The 24,230-nt window shown below is 74.4% G+C and carries 2 protein-coding genes; both read left to right on the top strand.

What is annotated here, in order from left to right; translation table 11 throughout:
* The first annotated feature begins 25 nt into the window (after positions 1-25).
* Complete coding sequence (locus LO772_RS02010) at positions 26-11,056, top strand: type I polyketide synthase (RefSeq protein ID WP_231776565.1); 11,031 nt, start codon at positions 26-28, stop codon at positions 11,054-11,056.
* Between the two features lie 127 nt (positions 11,057-11,183).
* Positions 11,184-24,065 (top strand): type I polyketide synthase, encoded by a 12,882-nt coding sequence (locus tag LO772_RS02005; protein WP_231776564.1) that lies wholly within the window; start codon positions 11,184-11,186, stop codon positions 24,063-24,065.
* The last annotated feature ends 165 nt before the right edge of the window (positions 24,066-24,230 follow it).

Here is a 24,230-nt window from a genome sequence, read left to right as displayed (position 1 = left end):
GGACCGCTTGGAGGAGTCGGGCACCATGGCCAACGAAGACAAACTCCGGGACTACCTCAAGCGCGTCACGACCGACCTGCACCAGACCCGCCGCCGCCTCCGGGAGTTGGAGACCGCACGCCACGAACCCCTCGCGATCGTCGGCATGGCGTGCCGCTACCCCGGCGGCATCGCGTCGCCGGACGACCTGTGGCGCGTCGTCGCGGACGGCGTCGACGCCATCGGCGGCTGGCCCGAGGACCGCGGCTGGGACGCCGAACGGCTGTACGACCCCGACCCCGAGAACGCCGGAACCAGCTACGCGCGCGAAGGCGGCTTCCTCTACGACGCCGGACTCTTCGACGCACCGTTCTTCGGCATCTCGCCGCGCGAGGCGGCGGCGACGGATCCGCAGCAGCGGTTGCTGTTGGAGACGGCGTGGGAGGCGTTCGAGCACGCGGGGATCGATCCGGAGGAGCTGCGCGGCAGCGCGACCGGCGTCTTCACCGGCGTGATGTACAACGACTACGGCTCCCGGCTGCACCGCATTCCCGACGGCTTCGAGGGCTACATCGCCAATGGCAGCGCGGGCAGCATCGCGTCCGGGCGTCTCTCGTTCGTCTTCGGTCTCGAAGGCCCCGCGGTGACCGTCGACACCGCGTGCTCGTCCTCGCTCGTCGCCCTGCACCAGGCCGCGCAGGCACTGAAGTCCGGCGAATGCTCGTTGGCGATCGCCGGTGGTGTGACGGTGATGTCGACGCCGACGACGTTCGTGGAGTTCAGTCGTCAGCGGGGTCTGTCTCCGGATGGCCGGTGCAAGGCGTATGGGGCGGGTGCGGACGGTACGGGGTGGGGTGAGGGTGTCGGGCTGCTGGTCGTCGAGCGCCTGTCGGACGCCCGGCGCAACGGCCGGCGCGTACTCGCCGTGTTGCGTGGCAGCGCGGTCAACCAGGACGGCACCAGCAGCCAGCTCACCGCGCCGAATGGTCCGTCGCAACAGCGGGTGATTCGCGGGGCGTTGGCGAGTGCGGGGTTGTCGGCGGCGGATGTGGATGTGGTGGAGGGGCACGGGACCGGGACGCGGTTGGGTGATCCGATCGAGGCGCAGGCGTTGCTGGCGACGTATGGGCGTGAGCGGCGGGCGGGTGGCGAGCCGTTGTTCCTGGGGTCGTTGAAGTCGAACATCGGTCATGCGCAGGCGGCTGCGGGTGTCGGCGGTGTGATCAAGATGGTGATGGCGATGCGGCATGGCGTGCTGCCGCGGACGCTCCATGTGGATGAGCCGTCGCCGCATGTGGACTGGTCGGCGGGAGCGGTCGCGCTGCTGACCGAGTCCCGTGTGTGGCCCGAGAGTTCGGAGCCGCGCCGCGCGGCCGTCTCGTCGTTCGGCATCAGCGGGACGAACGCGCACGTGATTCTTGAGCAGGCCGACGGCGAACACGGGGCCGACACCGTGCGGTTCGCGGACGGAGATCCGGCAGCCGAGGCCGGGAGCCGGGCCGATGCGGGGCCGGAGAACGGCAACCGCGAGGAATCGGCGACCTCTTCGGAGGCCGGCGGCGACGCGATCGTGCCGTGGGTGGTGTCGGCGCGGACGCCGGAGGCGGTACGCGAGTCGGCCGCGCGGTTGGCGGCACTTGCGGGTGCGGACGCCGAGGGACACGGCGGCCCGGGAGGGACGCGTCACACGGACATCGCACGGGCGTTGGTGACGGACCGGCACGTGTTCGGTGAGCGTGCGGTGGTGGTGGCCCGTGACGGCCGCGGGGTGGCTGACGCGTTGGAGGGGTTGGCCTCGTCGTCGTCCTCTGCCCGGTCGGGTCCGGGGTTTGTGTCGGGGGCTGTGTCGTCGGGTGGGCTGGGGTTCCTGTTCTCGGGGCAGGGGAGCCAGCGGCTGGGGATGGGTCGTGAACTGGCTTTGCGTTTCCCGGTGTTCGGGGAGGCGTTGGCCGAGGTGTCGGCCGCGTTGGATGCTCATCTCGATCGGCCGTTGGCGGAGGTGTGGGACACCGATCTGGTTCATGAGACGTGGTTCGCGCAGCCGGCGTTGTTCGCGGTCGAGGTGGCGTTGTTCCGGTTGTTGGAGCAGTGGGGTGTGCGGCCGGATGTGCTGGTGGGGCATTCGGTGGGTGAGTTGGCGGCGGCGTATGTGGCGGGGCTGTGGTCGCTGGAGGATGCCGCGCGGGTGGTGGTGGCCCGAGGCCGGTTGATGCGGGAACGCGCGATGTCCGGTGGGGCGATGCTGGCGGTCGCCGTTCCCGAGGTGGAGTTGGGCGTTCGGCCCGAGGGTGTCTCGGTCGCGGCGGTGAACGGCCCGGCGTCGGTGGTGTTGTCCGGTGACGGTGAGGCCGTGGCGGCTTTGGAGCGGGAGTGGCGGGCCAGGGGCGTGCGGGTGTCGCGGCTGCGGGTGTCGCACGCGTTCCACTCGTCCCACATGGATCCGATGCTCGACGAGTTCCGGGCCGTGCTGGAGTCCGTGGCGTATGCCGAGCCGAGGATTCCGTTGGTCTCCAATCTGACCGGGCAACGGGCCGGGGACGAGGTGCGGACGCCGGATTATTGGGTCCGTCACGTCCGTGAGGCGGTCCGGTTCGCGGACGGCGTCGCGACGGCCCGCGGCCTGGGCGCCGCGCGCTTCCTCGAAGTCGGCCCGGACGCCGCCCTGTCCGGTCTGCTCGCCGACGGTGCCCCGGAGGGTGAGATCGCCGTCGCCGCGCTGCGCCGGGGCCGTCCCGAGGACGAGGTACTTGTCACGGCGGTGGCCACGTTGTGGGTCCACGGCAGTGACGTCGACTGGCGCGCGATCGTCCCCGCCACGGGACGCCGCGTCGACCTGCCCACCTACCCGTTCCAACACGAGCGCTACTGGATCGACGCGCTTCCTCCCGCGACGGATGCCGGCGGGCTCGGACTCACGGCCTCGGACCACCGGTTCCTGGGAGCGGTGCTGGACCTCGCGCGGGGCGACGGTGCGGTGTTCACCGGAAGCATCGCACCGCACCGGCATCCGTGGCTCGGTGACCACCGGATCCTCGGGCACGCCGTCCTCCCGGCGACGGTGTTCGTGGACCTGGTCGCGCACGCGGCGGCCTCGCTCGGCTGCGACCGCCTCGACGAGCTGGCCGTCGAGGCGCCCGTTGCTCCCGTTTCTCCCGCCGCTCCCGGAGCGGACGCCGCGATCCCTCTTCAGGTGACGCTCGGCACTCCCGACGCGGCCACCGGGCAACGGAAGTTCGCCGTGTACTCCGGGGCCGCCGGGCAGTGGGTGCGCAACGCCACGGGTGTCGTGTCGCCCGAGACCGCCGCGCCCGACGTTGTGGCGGGGGAGTGGCCCCCGGGCCCCGCCACCGCGTCGCCGGTCGCGTTGACCGGCTTCTACGACGAACTCGCGGCCGATGGTTACGAATACGGACCGGTGTTCCGAGGGCTGCGTGCCGCGTGGTCGACCGGAACAGGCGACGTGTACGCGGACGTGGCGCTGCCCGCCGACGCCGACACCGACGGATTCGGCATCCACCCCGCCCTGCTGGACGCCGCCCTGCACAGCGTGCTCGTCCTCCTGGGACGCGACCCGGTGCGCCTGCCGTTCGCGTGGTCCGGTGTGACTCTGCGCCGACGGGACGGCGCGCTTCGCGAACTCCGGGTGCACGCGCGGGATCGGGGACAGGACAGCGTCTCACTCGAACTCCGCGACACCACAGGCGCGTTCGTGGGGTCCGTCGAACGCCTCAGCGTGCGACCGGTGTCGGCGGACCACCTCGCGGCGGCGACGCGGACGCGGCCGGACATGCTGTTCGCCCTGGACTGGGCCCCGGTGCCACCGCTCGATTCGTCCGTGGCCCGCCCGCCGGAGTACGTCGTCGCGTCGTTCGTCGGAGCGTCCCCTGACTCCGGCGACGACGTGCCGGCCGCCGCACACGCGGCGGCGGTCAACGCCCTGACGCTGGTCCGGGATTGGCTCGCACGGACGGACAACTCCGGAACGCGGCTGGTCGTCGTGACCCGCAACGCGGTCGCGGCGCCTACGGCGGCTGCGCACCCGGGCACCGGCACGGGAGTGGATCCGGCCGGAGCCGCGGTCTGGGGGCTGGTCCGGTCCGCGCAAACAGAGCATCCCGACAGGATCGTTCTCCTGGATGTCGACGAGGACGATGACGATGCTCCCTCGACACGACTGCTCGACCGCGCGGTGGCCACAGGGGAGCCGCAACTCGCCTTCCGTGACGGGGAACTGCTGAGCCCCGGCCTCAATCCACTGCGCACGGCGGCCCCAGCGCAACGGGCGCTCGTCCCGCCCGACGGAACGGTCTTGGTGACGGGCGCGTCGGGGGCGCTGGGCGGGGTGATCGCACGCCATCTCGCCGCCGAACACGGCGTACGCCGACTCCTGTTGGTGAGTCGGCGCGGCGAATCGGCGCCGGGTGCGGTGGAGTTGGCCGACGAGTTGGAGGCATCGGGGGTCGCCGTGAGCTTCGCGGCGTGCGATGTCGGCGACCGGGCGTCGCTCGCCCGTGTGCTCGACGCGGTGCCGCCCGCGTTTCCGCTGCGCGGTGTCGTCCACGCGGCCGGGGTCCTGGACGACGGCATGGTGACGTCGCTGGACGCCGGGCGCCTGGCCGGGGTGTTCCGGCCCAAGGTCGACGCGGCCTGGCACCTGCACGAATTGACGCGGGATCAGGACCTGGCGTTCTTCGCGCTGTTCTCGTCGGCCGCCGGGGTGCTGGGCAACGCCGGACAGGGCAACTACGCGGCGGCCAACGCGTTTCTCGATGCCTTGGCGGCACACCGCCGTTCTCTCGGCCTGCCCGCGACCTCGTACGCGTGGGGTCTGTGGGAAAGCCCCTCGGGGACGCCTGACGGCGCGTCGGACGGTATGGCGGAGCAGCTGGACGGCGCCGCTCTGGCCCGCTTGTCCCGAGCGGGTGTCGTCGCGCTGACCACCCGCCAAGGTCTCGACCTGTTCGACGCGGGGCTCGCCACGGACCGCGCGGTCGTCGTCGCCGCCGCGATCGACGCCGCGGCGCTGCGCGACGAAGGTGCCCGCATTCCGCACCTCTTCCGGAATCTCGCGCGGTCGGGGCGGGGTGGCCGGTCGGCACCGGGCACGTCCCGCCGCGCGCCGTCGCGGGAACCCGCGCTCCGGCTCGCGGGATTGGCCGCGTCCGAGCGCGGGCGCGAACTCCTGCGCGTCGTACGGGAACACGTCGCCGCGGTCCTCGGTCACCCGTCGATCGATGCCGTGGACCCCGACCAGGCCTTCAGCGAGGCCGGATTCGATTCGCTCACCGCGGTCGAGCTGCGCAACCGCCTCCAGGACGCCACCGGTCTCGTGCTCTCCGCCACCCTGGTCTTCGACTACCCGTCCCCGGCCGCGCTCGCGTCCCACCTGAACGGCGAATTCGCGGGAGGGGCCGACGTACGCGCACCAACTCCCGCCGCACGCCGGGCGTCCGCGGAGGACGAGCCCATCGCGATCATCGGGATGGCGTGCCGCTACCCCGGCGGTGTCGCCTCGCCGGACGACCTGTGGCGCCTGGTCGCGGAAGGCCGGGACGCGGTGGGCGAGTTCGCCGTCGAACGCGGCTGGGACCCGGCGACGCTCTACGACCCGGACCCCGACCACCGGGGGACGACCTACACGCGCGCGGGCGCCTTCCTCCACGAGGCCGCCGACTTCGATGCCGACTTCTTCGGGATCGCACCCCGCGAGGCTCTGGCCACCGATCCGCAGCAGCGGTTGCTGTTGGAGACGGCGTGGGAGGTGTTCGAGAACGCGGGCATCGACCCGGCGACCCTGCGGGGTTCGTCGGCGGGGGTCTTCACCGGCGTGATGTACAACGACTACGGCACCCGTTTCCATCCCGCGCCCGAGGACATCGAGGGCTATTTGGTCAGCGGGAGTTCGGGCAGCGTCGCTTCAGGCCGCATCGCGTACACGTTCGGTTTGGAGGGGCCTGCGGTGACGGTGGATACGGCGTGTTCGTCGTCGTTGGTGGCGTTGCATTTGGCGGGGCAGGCGTTGCGGTCGGGTGAGTGTGATGTGGCGTTGGCGGGTGGGGTGACGGTGATGGCGACGCCGGCGACGTTTGTGGAGTTCAGTCGTCAGCGGGGTCTGTCTCCGGATGGCCGGTGCAAGGCGTATGGGGCGGGTGCGGACGGTACGGGGTGGGGTGAGGGTGTCGGGTTGGTGTTGGTGGAGCGGTTGTCGGATGCGCGGCGTCTCGGGCACCGGGTGTTGGCGGTGGTGCGGGGGAGTGCGGTGAATCAGGATGGGGCGTCGAATGGGTTGACGGCGCCGAATGGTCCGTCGCAGCAGCGGGTGATTCGTCGGGCGTTGGCGGGTGCGGGGTTGTCGGCGGCGGATGTGGATGTGGTGGAGGGGCACGGGACCGGGACGCGGTTGGGTGATCCGATCGAGGCGCAGGCGTTGCTGGCGACGTATGGGCGTGAGCGGCGGGCGGGGGGTGAGCCGTTGTGGTTGGGGTCGTTGAAGTCGAACATCGGTCACACGCAGGCGGCTGCGGGTGTCGGCGGTGTGATCAAGATGGTGATGGCGATGCGGCACGGTGTGCTGCCGCGCACGCTGCACGTGGATGAGCCGTCGCCGCACGTGGACTGGTCGGCCGGTGCGGTGGAGCTGCTGACCGAGGCCCGGCCCTGGCCCGAGAGTTCCGGACCCCGACGCGCAGCGGTGTCGTCCTTCGGTGTGAGCGGGACAAACGCCCACGTCATCCTCGAACACGCTCCGGCCGCACCCGACGAAGGGGACGCGGCGAAGCCGGGGGACCCGTCCGACGGCGCGTTGCGCTCCTGGCCGTTCTCGGCCCAAACCGGCGATGCCTTGCGGGCGTTGGCGGGCCGGCTGGGCGAACTGGCGCAATCCGGCGCCGATGTCGCCGACACCGCCCGGGCCCTGGTCCGCACCCGGCACGTGTTCGCGGAGCGCGCCGTGGTCTGGGGCCGCGAACCGGCGGACATCGCGGCGGCGTTGGCCGCGGTCGCGGCGTCGGGAGCGGCGTCGCCGTCCACCGGCACGGCGTTCGTGACGGGTGCCCGCGTCCCGGGCGGCCTCGGCTTCCTGTTCACCGGCCAGGGCAGCCAGCGGCTCGGCATGGGCCGCGAACTCGCGGCCTGTTTCCCGGTGTTCGCGGACGCGCTGGCCGAGGTGACCGCGGCGCTCGCCCCGCATCTCGACCTGCCCCTGGGCGACGTGTGGGACACCGAGCTGCTGTACGAAACCCGGTTCGCGCAGCCCGCGTTGTTCGCCGTCGAAGTGGCGCTGTTCCGTCTCCTGGAGCACCTGGGTGTGCGGCCGGATGTCCTCGTCGGGCATTCGATCGGCGAGTTGTCCGCCGCGTACGTCGCCGGACTGTGGTCGCTGGAGGACGCCGCGCGCGTGGTGGCCACCCGAGGACGTCTCATGCAGGCGCTGCCGCCGGGCGGGGCGATGGTCGCGCTGGAGGCGTCCGAGGCCGACGTCCGTCCGCTGCTGTCGGACGGTGTCGACATCGCCGCGGTCAACGGCCCGCGTGCCGTGGTGGTGTCCGGAGCCGAGGACGCGGTGGCCGCCGTCGCGGACGAGGTCGCCGCCCGGGGGCACCGCACGCGACGGCTGACGGTGAGCCACGCGTTCCACTCCGCGCTGATGGCGCCGATGCTGGAGGAGTTCCGCACGGTCCTGGAGTCGGTGGCGTACGCCGAGCCTGCCGTGCCGCTCGTCTCGAACCTGACCGGGCTGCTCGCGGGAGACGAGATCCGTACGCCGGACTATTGGGTCCGCCACGTCCGCGAGGCCGTGCGCTTCGCCGACGGGGTCGCGACCGCCCGGGCGGCGGGCGCGACGCGGTTCGTCGAACTCGGACCCGATGCCGCTCTCGCGGGGCTCGTCGCCGACGACGCCCCCGACGGCGAGCCCGTCGTGGCCGTGCTGCGGCGCGACAGGGGCGAAGAGGACGCGCTTCTGGCGGCCGTCGCCGCGCTGTGGGCCACCGGGACCGAGGTCGCGTGGGAGGCCGTCCGACCGGACGCGCGCCCACCGCGGCACGTGGACCTGCCGACGTACCCCTTCCGGCACCGTCGCTATTGGCTCGACGCCCCGGCCCCCGCCGCCGACATCGCCGCCGCGGGGCTCGGCGCGGACAGCCACCCGCTGCTGTCCGCCCGGCTCACCCTCGCCGACACCGACAGCACGGTGCTCACCGGCAGGATCGCGCCGACGACCACCCACGCGTGGCTCGCCGATCACGCCGTCCTGGGCAGTGCCGTGCTGGCGGAAGGCGCGCTCGTCGATCTGGTGCTGCACGCCGGGGAGCGCGGCGGTGCGACGTACGTGCACGAACTGACCGTCGAGAAACCGGTGGTGCTCGCCGAGGGCGATGTGCGCGTGCAGGTCACGGTCGGCGCCGCCGACGACCGGGGCCGCCGCGCGGTCGCCGTCCATGCCGCCCCCGACGTCGCGGCGGACGACGCGGACGACCCGGCGCCGTGGGTGCGGCACGCCACGGCGCTGGTGAGCCCGGCCCCCGACACCGTTCCGGCCGACGACCTCACGGCGTGGCCGCCGGTCGGTGGCGTGCCGGTCGATCCCGACACCGTTTTCGCACGCCTGGCCGAACGCGGCCACGATCCCGGCCCCTTGTGGAGCGGCGTGCGTGCCGCGTGGCGTGTGGGGGACGACGAGGTGTACGCGGACGTCGCGTTGCCCGACACGGACGGCGGCGAGGAGCCGGACGGCGGACGGTCGTTCGACCACCACGTCATCCATCCGGCGTTGCTGCAAGGCGCGTTGGCCTTGCTGGAGGAACACACGGCGAACCCCACGGCCGGGGCCGCCGCCCGCGTGGCCGCCACGTGGCGCGGACTGCGCCTGTATACCGCCGGCCCGGCCGAACTCCGGGTGCGCATGACCCGAACGGATATGGACACGGTGTCGGTCCTGCTCGCCGACGGCAAAGGCGCCCCTGTGGCGTCGGTCGACGCGCTGACGACCCGCACTCTCGCCCACGACGAACTCGCGGTCCGTGACCGCGGAGTCGTGCGCGACGCGCTCTTCACGGTCGCGTGGGTCCCGCGATCCGTGCCCGCACCGGAGGCGAACGGGACCGTCGCCACCGAACTCCGCCGCGACATGGCCGTGTTGACCGGCGGGCCCGTGCACGCCGCCGTGGCGGCGGTCGGCATGCCGGTGGTCGGTGCGGCCGATCTGGACGCCTTTCTCGCGGCACCCGACGACGCGCCGCCGCCCTCCCACGTGGTGCTCGACGCCACCGCGGCGGAGCCCGCCGACACGGACACGGCCCGTGCCGCACAGGCCCGTTCGTCCGCCGTCCTCACCGCCGTGCAGGCCTGGACCGCCGCCGACGCCCGCTTCGACGCGACCCGGCTCGTGGTGCTCACGCGCGGTGCTGTCGCGGTCGCGGACGGGGACGCGGTCACCGACGTGGCGGCGGCCTCCGTGTGGGGGCTCGTACGCTCCGCCCAATCCGAGCATCCGGACCGTATCGTCCTCGTCGACGTCGACGACAGCCCCGCGTCGTTCGCGGCGCTGGGCCCGGTGCTCGCCTCGGGGGAAGCACAGGTCGCGCTCCGCGACGGGCAGCCGACGGTTCCGCGGCTGACCCGCGCGACGGCGTCCGGGGTCACCCTGTCCCGTCACCAACTCCCGGACCACGGCACGGTGGTGCTCACCGGCGCCACCGGTGCCCTGGGCGGGGCGCTGGCACGCCACCTCGCGGCGGCGTACGGCGTCGGGCGCTTGCTGTTGGTGAGCCGTCGCGGCGACGCGGCGCCCGGTGCCGCCGAACTGACTGCCGAGCTGGCCGAACTCGGCACGACCGTCGCGTTCGCGGCGTGCGACGCGGGTGACCGCGACGCCCTGGCACGGGTGTTGGCGCGGATCCCGGCGGAGTACCCGTTGTGCGGCGTGGTGCACGCCGCGGGCGTGCTGGACGACGGAGTCGTGGGGTCGCTGGACGCGGGGCGCCTGGCCCGGGTGTTCCGGCCCAAGGTCGACGCGGCTTGGCATCTCCACGAATTGACGCGGGATCAGGACCTGGCGTTCTTCGTACTGTTCTCGTCGGCCGCCGGTGTCCTGGGCAACGCGGGACAAGGCAACTACGCGGCGGCCAACGCGTTCCTGGACGGCCTGGCCGCCTACCGCCGCAACCTGGGACTTCCCGCGACGTCCCTCGCATGGGGGCTGTGGGCCTCGGAGGCGTCGTCCGGCGCGACCGAGGGCATGGGCGGCGGCCTGGCCGCGGCGGAGACCGCACGGCTCGCCCGCGCCGGGGTCGTCCCCCTCGAAACCCCGGACGGGCTGCGGCTGTTCGACGCGGCCGTCTCCGACCGCGCCCTCCCCGCCGCGCTCGTTCCCGCCCGCGTCGACCTCGCCGCCGTCCGCACCCACGCGGCTGCCGGGCCGGTTCCGCCGCTCTTCCGAGGCCTCGTCCGAACCCCCGCACGCCGCGCGGCACACGCCGGCCCCGGCGGCAACGGTGCCGAACACTCGTCGCTCACGGACCGGTTCGGCGGGCTGCCCGACGGCGAACGGCTCGCCGCGCTGGTCGACTTCGTCACCGGCGAGGCCGCCGCGGTCCTCGGCCAGCCGGACGTGAGCCGCATCGGCGCGGAACGCCCCTTCAAGGACGGCGGCTTCACCTCCCTGAGCGCCGTCGAGCTGCGCAACCGGCTCACCACCGCGACCGGGCTGCGGCTCCCGGCCACACTCGTGTTCGACCACCCGTCGCCGCGTGCGCTCGCGGTGTACCTGGACGCCACCCTGTTCCGGGACCGGACGGCCGACACACCGCCCGTCCTCGCCGAAATCGACCGCCTTGAAAGCCTGTTGGCCTTGATGCCGTCCGAAGACGGCGCCCTCGCGCACCCGAAGGTCGGCGCCCGCCTCCGCGCGCTGCTGTGGCGCTGGAACGACGCTTACGGATCACCGGCGGGCCCACCGGGCGCCGAGACCGGGAGCGGCGTCGGCGACAGCGCGCACGGGACCGCCGACGCCGACCTCCTGTCCGCGTCCGACGAAGAACTCTTCCACGCCCTCGACGACGAACTCGGCATCGCCTGACGCCCGTTGCCCGAGGCCTACCCACGCGTCCGCCGCGAGAGGAGGCGCCGCCGTGTCCCGGCTCCCGCGGAGCACCCACCACGACCGACCAGCAGCCAGTCCCGACGAACCGAACGGGAGCGCCACGGTGAACGCGCAGGGATCCGGCGGTGCCGCCGCCGACAGCAACGCGGGAACGACCGCGACCGACACGGGCGCCGGCCCGAACATCGGCGCCCAGGAGGACAAGCTCCGCGACTACCTGCGGCGCGCCACCACCGACCTCCGGCAGGCGCGCCGCCGACTGCGCGAGGCCGAGGCTCGCGACGAGGAGCCCATCGCGATCGTCGGGATGGGCTGCCGGTTCCCCGGCGGCGTCACGTCGCCCGAGGACCTGTGGCGCCTGGTCGCCGACGGAGGGGACGCCATCGGCGGGTTCCCCGCCAATCGCGGATGGGACCTCGACGCGCTGTACGACCCCGACCCCGAGCGGCCCGGGACGACGTACACGCGGTCCGGCGGATTCCTCTACGACGCGGGCGAGTTCGACGCCGACTTCTTCGGGATCAGCCCGCGCGAGGCGACCGCCACCGACCCGCAGCAACGCCTGTTGCTGGAGACCGCGTGGGAGGCGTTCGAACGCGCCGGAATCGACCCCGCGACCGCGCGCGGCACCGCGACGGGGGTGTTCGTCGGCGTCATCGCCCAGGACTACGCCCTGCGACCGCGCGAGGTCGCCGAGGGCTTCGAGGGCTACCTGCTCACCGGCACCACCACGAGCGTGGCGTCCGGCCGCATCGCGTACACCCTTGGGCTCGAAGGCCCGGCGGTGACCATCGACACCGCGTGCTCGTCCTCGCTCGTCGCCCTGCACCTCGCGGTCCGGGCGCTGCGTGCGGGCGAGTGCTCGATGGCGCTCGCGGGCGGGGTCACCGTCATCACGGCCCCCGGCATCTTCACCGAGTTCAGCCGTCAGCGCGGGCTGGCGCCCGACGGCCGGTGCAAGGCGTTCGCGGCGTCCGCGGACGGCACCGGATGGGGTGAGGGCGCCGGGCTGCTGCTGGTCGAGCGCCTGTCCGACGCGCGGCGTCTCGGGCACCGGGTGCTCGCCGTCGTGCGGGGCAGCGCGGTCAACCAGGACGGCGCCTCGAACGGTCTGACCGCACCCAACGGGCCGTCCCAACAGCGGGTCATCACCCAGGCGTTGGCCGACGCGCGGCTGTCGGCGTCGCAGGTCGACGCCGTCGAGGCGCACGGCACCGGGACGACGTTGGGCGACCCGATCGAGGCGCAGGCCTTGCTGGCGACCTACGGGACCGAACGCCGTGCGGGCGGCGAGCCGCTGTGGCTCGGCTCGGTGAAATCGAACATCGGTCACACGCAGGCCGCCGCGGGCGTGGCGGGTGTGATCAAGATGGTCATGGCGATGCGGCACGGGACGTTGCCGCCGACACTGCACGCGGACGAGCCGTCACCGCACGTCGACTGGTCCGCCGGCGGTGTCGCGCTGCTGACGGAATCCCGTGCCTGGCCGGGGAGTTCCGAGCCGCGCCGAGCGGCGGTGTCGTCGTTCGGGGTCAGCGGGACCAACGCCCACGTCGTCCTCGAACACGCCCCGACCGTGTCCGAGGACGACGCCTCGAACCCCGCGACGGAGGCCCCGGCGCCGGAACGCGCCGTCGTGCCGTGGGTGGTGTCGGCCCGGACGGCCGACGCCGTGCGCGAGTACGTGGCCCGGCTGGCGGGCCTTCGTGAGGTCGACCGGCTCGCCGTGGCACGGGAGTTGGTGACATCCCGGCACGTCTTCGACCGGCGCGCGGTCGTCTGGGACGGATTCGCGGTCGAAGGCGAGGCGGTTCCGGGCCGGCTGGGGTTCCTGTTCTCGGGGCAGGGGAGTCAGCGGACGGCGATGGGTCGCGAACTGGCGGCGTGTTTCCCGGTGTTCGCTGAGGCGTTGGCGGAGGTGACGGCCGCGCTCGATGCTCATCTCGATCGGCCGTTGGCGGAGGTGTGGGACAGCGGTCTGGTTCATGAGACGTGGTGGGCGCAGCCGGCGTTGTTCGCGGTCGAGGTGGCGTTGTTCCGGTTGTTGGAGGACTGGGGTGTGCGGCCGGATGTGCTGGTGGGGCATTCGATCGGGGAACTGGCCGCGGCGCATGTCGCGGGGCTGTGGTCCCTGGACGACGCCGCGCGGGTGGTCGTCGCGCGTGGTCGGCTCATGCGTGAACGCGCGGTTCCCGGTGGGGCGATGCTCGCGGTCGCGGTCCCGGAGGCGGAGGTGGGTGCTTTGCCCGCGGGTGTGTCGGTGGCGGCGGTGAACGGTCCCGCGTCGGTGGTGCTGTCGGGCGACGGCGATGCGATCGACGGTCTGGAGGAGTTGTGGCGTGGCCGGGGTGTGCGGGTGTCGCGGCTGCGGGTGTCGCACGCGTTCCACTCGTCCCACATGGACCCGATGCTGGAGGAGTTCCGGGCCGTGCTGGCATCGGTGGCATACGCCGAGCCGAGGATTCCGTTGGTCTCGAATCTGACCGGGGAACGTGCGGGGGAGGAGATCCGGACGCCGGACTACTGGGTCCGGCACGTCCGCGAGGCCGTGCGGTTCGCCGACGGGGTGCGGACCGCGCGCGAATCCGGTGTGACCCGCTTCCTCGAAGTCGGCCCGGACGCCGCCCTGTCCGGTCTGCTCGCCGACGGTGCCCCCGACCACGAGATCGCCGCCGCCGCACAACGCCGCGACCGGCCGGAGGAGGATGTCCTCGTGGCGGCCCTCGCGTCGCTGTGGGTGCGCGGCACCGACGTCGCCTGGCCGCGCGTGCTGCCCGAAGGCCCCACCCGACGCGTGGAGTTGCCGACGTACCCCTTCCAGCGCCGCACCTACTGGATGGCCGCGCCCCCGCAGGCCCCCGACGTGACGACGGCCGGGCTGGGCGCGGCGGACCACCCCTTCCTGAGTGCGGTCGTCGGGCTGGCGGACTCGGACGGGACGGTGTTCACGGGGCGCCTGTCCCTCGCCACCCACCCCTGGCTGGCCGACCACGCCGTCCTCGGATCGGTGCTTCTGCCGGGCACGGCGTTCGTCGAACTCGCCGTGCGGGCCGGGGACATCCTGGGCTGCCCGCGACTGCGCGACCTGACCGTGGAGGCGCCGCTCGTCCTGGCGCCGGACGAGGCGGTCGTGCTGCAGGTGACCGTGGGCGCTCCCGACGGCACGGGCGCCCGCCCGGTCGCCGTGCACGCGCGGACGGAGTCCGCTCAGTCAGGGGATGGGGGTGCCGAACCCGGGGCGTGGACGCGGCACGCCGGGGGATGGCTCGTCCCCGACGCGGAGAGCCCGTCACCGCAATCCGATGACGCGTCGTCCTCGGGGACCGCGGCCCCGCACGCCCTCGTCGGTGCGTGGCCTCCCGACGGTGCCGAACCGGTTCCCGTCGACGGGCTGTACGCTTCCCTCGCCGCCGTCGACTTCGGCTATGGCCCCACGTTCCAAGGGCTCTCCGCGGCCTGGCGGGACGCCGCCGACCCCGGCACCGTGTACGCCGACGTGCGTCTGCCCGAGGACGCCGTCGCGGACGCGGGACGCTTCGGCATCCACCCCGCTCTGCTCGACGCGGCCCTGCACGCCCTCGGCCTGGGCGGCTTTCTGGGCGACGAGGACGACGCGGGTTCCGGACCGTCGCGGCTGCCCTTCGCGTGGTCCGGCGTGACGCTGCACGCGGCCGGGGCCTCGGTGCTGCGGGTGCGGATCGCGTCGCGCGCCCAAGACACCGTCGGCATCGTCGCGGTCGACCCGGCCGGCCAACCGGTGGTGACGGTCGAATCCCTCGTCCTGCGCAGGATCTCGCGCGAACAACTCGTCGTCGCCCGGGGCGGGGAGACCCGTCGCTCGACGTACCGGACCGTCTGGACGCCGGCCCCGGAGACCGAGGCTGGCGACGCGTGGCCGGGGCTCGTCCGCATCGGCGGCGCCGACACCGGGACATCGGACGACGGCCGCCGCTTCCGCGACGTCGCGGCGCTGTCGGAGGCGGTGCGGCAGGGCGCCGCGGTGCCCGGGACCGTCCTGCTCAGGATCGGGGACGACGCCGCGGCCACGCCGCCGGAGGGCGATTCCGGTGACGCGGTCGTGGTCCCGTCGATCCCGTCTGGGACCGTGGCGTCCGTCCCGTCGGTGCCCGAGGCCACGCACGCCACGGCTTCCCGGGTCCTGGACGTGCTTCGGCAGTGGCTCGCGGATCCGGGGCTGGCGGCGTCGACGCTGGTGATCGCCACGTGCGACGCCGTGGTGCCGATCCCGGGCCGGCGCGCGGTGAACCCGGCCGCAGCCGCCGTATGGGGGCTCGTCCGCAGCGCGCAGACCGAGAACCCCGGGCGATTTGTCCTGCTGGACACGGACGGCACGGACGACACGGACGGCACGGACGACACGGGCGCGGACACCGGCACCGATGCCGGATCACCGCTCCCCACCGCCGCGATCGACGCCCTGGTGGGCCGCGGCGAAACGCAGTTCGCGCTGCGCGGCGGCGTGCTCTTCGTCCCGCGCCTGGTCCCCGCGCACACCACGGAACCCGGCGACGCCGAACCGCTGAGCCCCCCGCGCGACACCGCCGCGTGGGTGCTCGGCGTCCCCGGCGACGACGGCACCATCGACGCGCTCACCCCGGTTCCGGACGACCAGGCGACCCGGCCGCTCGGAACCGGGCAGGTGCGCGTCGCCGTCCGCGCCGTGGGCCTCAACTTCCGCGATGTGCTGATCGCGCTGCGCGTCTACCCGGGTGACGCCCGAATCGGCAGCGAGGCGGCGGGGATCGTCACCGAGGTCGGTCCCGGCGTGACCGGACTCGCCGTCGGGGACCGGGTGTTCGGCATGGTCGACGGCGGGGCGGGCCCGTGGGCGATCACCGATCACCGCTTGGTCGCGCGTATCCCCTCCGGCTGGTCGTTCACGGACGCGGCCGTCGTCCCGATCGTCTACCTCACCGCCTACTACGCGTTGGTGGACCTCGCCGGGCTGCGCCCCGGCGACAAACTGCTCGTCCACTCCGCGGCCGGGGGTGTGGGCATGGCCGCCGTCCGACTCGCGCATCATCTCGGCGCCGAGGTGTTCGGCACCGCGAGTCCCGGCAAGTGGCCCGTGCTGCGCGAACTGGGGCTGGACGACCGGCACATCGCGTCCTCGCGCACCCTCGACTTCGCGACGGCGTTCGCGGACGCCACCGACGGCGACGGGGTCGACGTCGTCCTCGACTCGCTGGTCCGCGAGTTCGTGGACGCGTCGCTCGATCTCCTGCCGCGCGGTGGCCGGTTCCTGGAGATGGGCAAGGCCGACGTCCGCGACCCCCGAACCGTCGCCGAGGCGCACCCCGGCGTGGACTACCGCGCGTTCGACCTCACCGACGCCGGGCCGGACCGGATCCGCGCGATGCTCGCGGACGTCCTCGCGCTCTTCGCCGACGGAGCGCTGCGCCCGCCGCCGATCACCGCGTGGGACATCCGCCGGGCGCCCGAGGCGTTTCGATTCCTCGGCCAGGCCCGGCACATCGGCAAGGTCGCGCTGACCGTCCCCACCGCCCTCGGCGACACCGACGCCCCCACGGGACGGGCGACGCCGGCCCCGGGCCTGTCGGGAACCGTCCTGGTGACGGGCGCGTCGGGGGCACTCGGCGGGTTGATCGCCCGCCACATCGCCGCGACCCTCCGCCCGGCCCGCCTGCTGCTCGTGAGCCGCCGCGGCGAATCCGCCCCGGGCGCCGCGGAGTTGGCCGCCGACGTGGCGGCGTCGGGGGTCGCGGCGGACTTCGCCGCGTGCGATGTCGGCGACCGTGCGTCGCTGGCCCGGCTGTTGGACGCGATCCCCGACGACTTCCCGCTGCGCGGTGTCGTGCACGCCGCGGGTGTGTTGGACGACGGGGTCGTGGCATCGCTGGACGCGGGGCGCCTGGCCCGGGTGTTCCGGCCCAAGGTCGACGCGGCCTGGCATCTCCACGAACTGACGCGGGATCAGGACCTGGCGTTCTTCGTGCTGTTCTCGTCCGTCGCCGGGACGGTCGGCGCCGCCGGGCAGGGCAACTACGCCGCCGCGAACGCCTTTCTCGACGCCTTGGCCGCGCTGCGCACCGGCCGGGGCCTGCCCGCGACCTCGCTGGCGTGGGGCCTGTGGTCGCCGGATGTCTCGGGTATGGCCGCGACCCTGGACGACGCGGAGACCGCCCGACTGGCCCGTGCGGGAATGCGTCCGTTGGAGGTCCCGCACGGCCTCGCCCTGTTCGACGCCGCGCTGACCTCCGCGTACCCGGTGCTCGTCCCGGCGAGCCTGGAGGTGTCGTCGCTGCGCCAACCGCCGCCCCTGCTCGCGCGGTTGGTCCGGGGCGGCAGCGCTCGCCGTACCGCGGCCGGAGCGTCGGCCCCGTCGGAGGGCGGTCTCGCCGCGCGTCTTGCCGGGGTGGCCGGGGCCGAACAGCGGCGTATCGTCGTGGAGTTGGTGTGCGACCGCGTCGCGGCGGTGCTCGGCCACGCGTCGGCGGCGGCGGTCGACGCGAGCCGGGCGTTCACCGAAGCGGGCTTCGACTCCCTCACCGCGGTCGAGCTGCGCAACATGCTCCAGGCCGAGACCGGGGTGGCGCTGCCCGCGACGGTGGTCTTCGACTACCCGACACCGGCCGAACTCGCCGCATTCCTCAGTGGCGAACTGGTCGGCGCGCCGCCCGACGACGGACCCGGCGCCGCGCGGACCTCGCCGGGCCGCGCACCGGACGCGGCACCGGACGCGGCATCGGACGCCGTCGACGCCGACCCGGTGGTCGTCGTGGGAATGGCCTGCCGTCTGCCCGGCGGCGTGGCATCGCCGGACGAGCTGTGGGACCTCGTACGACGCGGCGGCGACGCGATCGGCGGGCTGCCGCGGAACCGGGGCTGGGACCTCGACGCGCTCTACGACCCGGACCCCGAGCACACCGGCACCACCTACGCGCGGTCCGGCGGCTTCCTCCACGACGCGGACCTCTTCGACGCCGAATTCTTCGGTATCGCCCCGCGCGAGGCGGCGGCGACCGACCCGCAGCAGCGGCTGCTCCTGGAGACGGCGTGGGAGGCGTTCGAGAACGCCGGCATCGACCCGACGGCGCTGCGCGGTTCGTCGACCGGGGTGTTCGTCGGAGCGTCCGCCCAGGACTACGCGCCGCGCGTCGGCGAGACCCCGGACGGCTTCGAGGGCCATCTGCTGACCGGGACGACGACCAGCGTGGCGTCCGGGCGCCTCGCCTACACCTTCGGGCTCGAAGGCCCGGCGGTGACCATCGACACCGCGTGCTCGTCGTCGCTGGTCGCCCTGCACTTCGCCGCGCAGGCGCTGCGTTCCGGCGAATGCGCGATGGCGCTCGTGGGCGGCGTCGCGGTCATGGCGACCCCCGCCACGTTCATCGAGTTCAGCCGCCAGCGCGGGCTGTCGCCGGACGGCCGGTGCAAGGCGTTCGCGGCCGGTGCGGACGGCACGGGGTGGGGCGAGGGCGTCGGGCTGCTGGTCGTCGAACGCCTGTCCGACGCGCGGCGCCACGGGCACCGGGTGCTCGCCGTCGTACGGGGCAGCGCGGTCAACCAGGACGGCGCCTCGAACGGCCTGACCGCGCCCAACGGGCCGTCCCAACAACGCGTCATCCGCCAGGCCCTGGCGAACGCGGGTCTCTCCGCCGCCCAGGTCGACGCCGTGGAGGCGCACGGGACCGGGACGACCCTCGGCGACCCCATCGAGGCGCAGGCGCTGTTCGCGACCTACGGCCGCGAGCGGCGCGACGACGCCGAGCCGTTGTGGCTCGGCTCCCTGAAATCCAACATCGGCCACGCCCAGGCCGCCGCCGGCGTCGCGGGCGTCATCAAGACCGTGCAGGCGATCCGCCACGGAGTGCTCCCGCGGACACTGCACGTGGACGAGCCGTCGCCGCACGTCGACTGGTCGGACGGCACGGTCGCGCTGCTCACGGAACACCGGGCATGGCCGCAGACGGGCGAGCCGCGCCGCGCCGCGGTGTCGTCGTTCGGAATCAGCGGGACGAACGCTCACGTGATCATCGAACAGGCCCCCCGAGCGGACGCGCCGGGGGAGCGGACGGAAGCACCGGCTCCGAACGAAGCGGCGGCGTCGGCCACGGCAACTCTCGCCGCGGGAACGGGAGTTGCGGTCGAGCCCGGCTCGGGGACACCAGGTGCGGGCGTGGTGGACGTGGGGAGCGATGCGTCGGCGGTGTCCGCGTCGGGCGGGGGCGTCGCGGACGAGCCCGCCTCGGCGGCTCCCGGCGCGGGCACTCCGGTGGCGGCCGAGGCCGCATCGGGCGCGCCGCACCCGGCAACACCACGCGCGGCGACGCCCGCAACGGCCGAGCCCCCGGCGGCCCCGACTCCGTCGCCCGCCCCCGACACGTCCGCGTCCACCGCGGCCCCCGCCACCGAATCCGTCCGTCCCCCGGCCGTCGCGTGGCCGATTTCCGCGCGGGGCGAAGCGGCGTTGCGTGCTCAGGCGTCGCGTCTGCACGCCTCGGTGACGGCAGCGCGTCCCGCTCCGGACGCCGAAGAACCCGAGACCTCCGGAGCCCCCGCCCCCGGCGCGGTCGCCCACGCGCTGGCCACCACGCGGGCCGCCCTGGAGGACCGTGCGGTCGTCGTCGGCGCCGCGCTGTCGGACCTCGCCGACGCCACGGCCACCCTCGCTGGCACACCCCTCGGCGCGCGGGACGGGCAGGCGTCGGCACAGCGCGGCCGGAGCGACGGGCCCGCGTCCCCCGCCGTGGTGACCGGACGCACCCGGCCGCCCGGCCGTGTCGCGTTCGTCTTCCCCGGCCAGGGCTCGCAATGGCCCGGAATGGCGGTCGAACTCCTCGACACCGCACCGGTATTCGCCGCACGCATGGGCGCATGCGAACGGGCCCTCGCCGCGTTCGCCGACTGGTCGCTGTCCGACGTGCTGCGCGGACGGCCCGGTGCCCCGCCGCTCGACCGCGTGGACGTCGTCCAACCGGTCCTGTGGGCCGTGATGGTGTCGCTCGCCGCGCAGTGGACGGCGTACGGCGTCACACCGGACGCCGTCGTCGGCCACTCGCAGGGGGAGATCGCCGCCGCCTGCGTCGCCGGCGCGCTGAGCCTCGACGACGGCGCCCGCGTCGTGGCACTGCGCAGCCGGGCCCTCCGCGCGCTCGCCGGCGCGGGCGGCATGGTCTCGGTGCTGCGCCCCTTCGCGGACGTGGCGCGGCGTATCGAGCCCTGGGGCGACCGCATCTCCGTCGCCGCCGTCAACGGCCCCGCGTCCACGGTGGTCTCGGGAGAACCCGAGGCCCTGGACGCGCTGACGGCCGCGTGCGAGGCGGACGGCGTCCGGGCGCGCCGCATCCCGGTCGACTACGCGTCGCACTCCGTCCAAGTCGAGCGGATCCAGGAGGAGTTGCTCGACGCCCTGGCACCCGTCCGGCCGAAGTCCGCGCCGGTCGCGTTCTATTCGACGGTGACCGGCGAGCCGCTGGACACCGCGACCCTCGACGCCGCCTACTGGTACGCGAACCTGCGCCGGACCGTGCGCTTCGAGGACGCCACCCGGCGCCTGCTCACCGACGGCTTCGCGACCTTCGTCGAGGCGAGCCCGCACCCGGTGCTGACCGTCGGACTCCAGGAGACCTGCGACGCCGCCGCGTCGGACACGCGGCGGACCGTCATCGCCGGGACGCTGCGCCGCGACGAGGGCGGCCGTGCGCGGTTCCTGGCCTCGGCGGCCGAGTTGTGGGTGCGCGGCACCGACATCGACTGGGCGGCCACACTTCCCGCGGGCACACCCCTCGGCGACCCCGTGCGGCTCCCGACGTACGCCTTCCAGGGCACGCGGCATTGGCTCGAACGGCGGCCCACGGGCCCGGGCGACGCCTCGGGGCTGGGCCTCGGCGCCGCCGGGCACCCGCTGCTCGGCGCGGCCGTCGAACTCACCGACGGCGCCACCACCGTCCTCACCGGACGGCTGTCCGTCCGCACCCACCCCTGGCTCGCGGACCACGCCGTGGGCGGCACCGTCCTGCTGCCCGGCACCGCGTTCCTGGAGATCGCCGTGGCCGCCGGCGACCGGGTGGGCTGCGAACGCGTCGAAGACTTGGCGCTGGAAGCCCCGTTGGCGGTCCCCGACGGATCCGACGGCGTGCAACTGCACGTGGTCGTCGGAGCCCCCGACGACACCGGGCGCCGAACCATCGACATCCACACGCGCCCCGAACCCGAGGCCGCACCGGGGCGGTTCGCCGCCGAGCCCTGGCAGCGGCACGCCTCGGGCGTCCTCACCTCGGACGCGCACGACGACAACTCCGGTGCGGCCGACGCCGCGTGGGCCTCGGGTGCGTGGCCGCCGCCGGGCGCGGTCCCCGTCGGTGACAGCCGAACCGCCGACTGGTACGGCGGGTTGGCCGCCGCCGGCTACGGCTACGGGCCGCTCTTCCAGGGCCTGCGCGCGGTATGGCGGGCGGGCGACGACCTGTACGCGGACGCGGTGCTGCCGGACGCCGCAGTCGCCGACGCCGCCGGATTCGGCCTCCATCCCGCGTTGCTGGACGCGGCGTTGCACGCGTCGGCGATCGCGGTCGGCGTGGCCGGGGACGTCACCCCAAACGGTCCCCCCGACCGCACGGCGGTCGCGGCGAACGGCACGGCGGCCGGGCGCCACACGGTCGGACAGACCACACGGCAGGGCGCCGGCGGCGCACACACCGGCACCGCGAACGGCACCCCCGGCAGCGCCGCGACCACCGACCCGGACCCGTCCGCGGACGCCCGCGCGGCGGCCGACATCCGCCTCCCCTTCGCTTGGTCCGACGCCGTCCTGCACGCCTCGGGAGCCACCGCGCTGCGCGTGCGGCTCCGCCCGGTCGGGGCCGACGCGGTGCGCGTCGACGCGGCCGACCCGTCGGGGGCGCCCGTGCTCTCCGTCGCGGCCCTGACCCTGCGACCGGTGACGGCGGACCAACTGGCCTCGGCCGGGCGCCGAGGAGGACACCACCGCGACCTGTACGCCGTGGACTGGGTCCCGGCGGGCGGCACGGCCGACGCCGCCGTGTCCGTGCCTCCCGGGTCGATCGTCGCGCTCGGCGCCGGTCCTCGCGGTGTCGGTCTCCCGCATCTGCCGTCCTTCCCCGACCGCGACGTCATGGCCGCCGCGGTCGACGGCGCGCCGCCCGCGACCGTCGTCTCCTGGCAGTTCCCGGGCGGCGGTTCGCCCGCGGACGGGCTGCGCAACCGACCTCACGACCTGCTGACGCTCCTTCAGGAGTGGGCGGCCGACGAGCGCTTCGCCGCGTCGCGCCTCGCCATCGTCACGCGCGGCGCGGTCGGCACCGGCGGCGGGGACACCGTCCCCGACCCCGTGGGCGCCGCCCTGTGGGGCCTCGTGCGATCGGCCTACGCCGAGAACCCCGGACGCGTCGTACTCGTCGACCTCGATCCGCGCTCCGAGGCCGACCCGTCCGCCGACCTGGCAACCGCCCTGAACTGCGGTGAACCCCAGGTCGCGGTGCGCGGGGGCGCGCCACTCGTGCCCCGCCTGGCCCGGATCGCGCGCGACACCGCCACAGGCGACGCGACACCGCCCGCGCTCGCCCCGGACGGAACCGTCGTGGTCACCGGAGGCTCCGGGAGCCTCGCCCGCCTCGTATCCCGCCACCTGGCCGCCGCCTACGGCGTCCGGCACCTGCTGCTGCTCAGCCGCCGCGGCGCGGACGCGCCCGGAACGGACGAACTCGACGCCGAACTCGCGGCGTTGGGCACCACCGTCACCCACGCCGCGTGCGACGTCTCGCGGCGGGACGACCTGGCCGCCGCCCTGGCCGCGATCCCGGACGCGCACCCGCTGACCGGAGTCGTGCACACCGCCGGTGTCCTGGACGACGGCGTCGTCGCCTCGCTCACCCCGGACCGGCTCGACGCGGCCCTCCTCCCGAAGGCGGACGCGGCCCACCATCTCCACACGCTGACACGGGATCAGGAACTCGGGCTGTTCGTGCTCTTCTCGTCCGCCGCGGGCACCCTCGGCAACCCCGGCCAGGGCAACTACGCGGCGGCGAACGCCTATCTCGACGCGCTCGCCCAGCACCGCCGCGCACTCGGCCTCCCGGCGACCTCACTCGCGTGGGGACGCTGGGCCCAAACCGGCGGCATGACCGGCCACTTGGACCGCGCCGACCTCGCCCGCATCCACCGCGCGGGCATCGCGGCCCTCAGCGGTGAACAGGGACTCGCGCTTCTCGACACCGCCCTCGCCGTGCCCGACCGCCCCCACCTGGTCCCCGCCCGCCTGGACCTCGCCGCGCTCCGCGCCCGCGCCGACACCGCCCCGATCCTCCGGACTCTCGTCGGCTCGCCGCGACGCGGCACCGCCGCCGGACGCGGCACGGCCGAAGGCGCCGACCGGGCCCGTGCGTTGGCCCGGCGTATCGGCGCAACAACCGCCGGGGAACGCCTCGGCGTGCTCCTCGACGTCGTCCGCGCCCAGGTCGCGATCGTCCTCGGATACCCCGGACCGGACGCGGTCGACGACGAACGCGCCTTCAAGGACAGCGGGTTCGACTCGCTCATGTCCGTCGACCTGCGCAACCGCCTCGGCGCCGAGACCGGCCTGCGCCTGGCGACCACCCTCGTCTTCGACCACCCGACCCCGCTCGCCCTCGCCGAACACATGCTCGACCGGATCGAACCGGCGCCCGCCGCGGCCGAGTCGGCCGCGGCACGTGCGACACCGGGCGCCGCCGGGCTCCTGGCCGAACTCGACCGGCTCGAAGCCGCCCTCGCGGCCCACGCGAAGAACCCCGAAACCGACACCGCGACGCGACAGCACGTCGGCACGCGCCTGCGCCGACTCGACACGGCCTGGCACGCGGCCCCCGAGAACACCGGCGATCCGGCGTCCCCGGCCGCGGTGAGCGACCGCATCCAGGCCGCGTCCACCACCGACCTCCTGGACTTCATCGACCGCGAACTCGGCCGCCGCGAAACGGCGGACCCGGGGTCCACGGACTGAGCCGCGCCCCGGCCCGACCGTCCGGCTCCGCCGGTCGGGTCCGACGACCGCCCCGACGACCCGATGCCGGCAATCCGCCCCGAGCATCCGACCCCGACGATCCGCCGTGATGACCCGATCCGACGCCCCGCCCGACCACCCGACCCCGACCCCCCTACCCCCCGA

The sequence above is a fragment of the Yinghuangia sp. ASG 101 genome, assembly GCF_021165735.1.
Lineage (GTDB): Bacteria > Actinomycetota > Actinomycetes > Streptomycetales > Streptomycetaceae > Yinghuangia.
Note: the sequence above shows the minus strand (reverse complement) of the source record. Positions and strands in the feature narration are given on the sequence as shown.

Excerpts from the sequence above, each read along its gene's own strand:
- LO772_RS02010 (WP_231776565.1), top strand. The coding sequence starts at position 26 with ATGGCCAACGAAGACAAACTCCGGGACTACCTCAAGCGCGTCACGACC.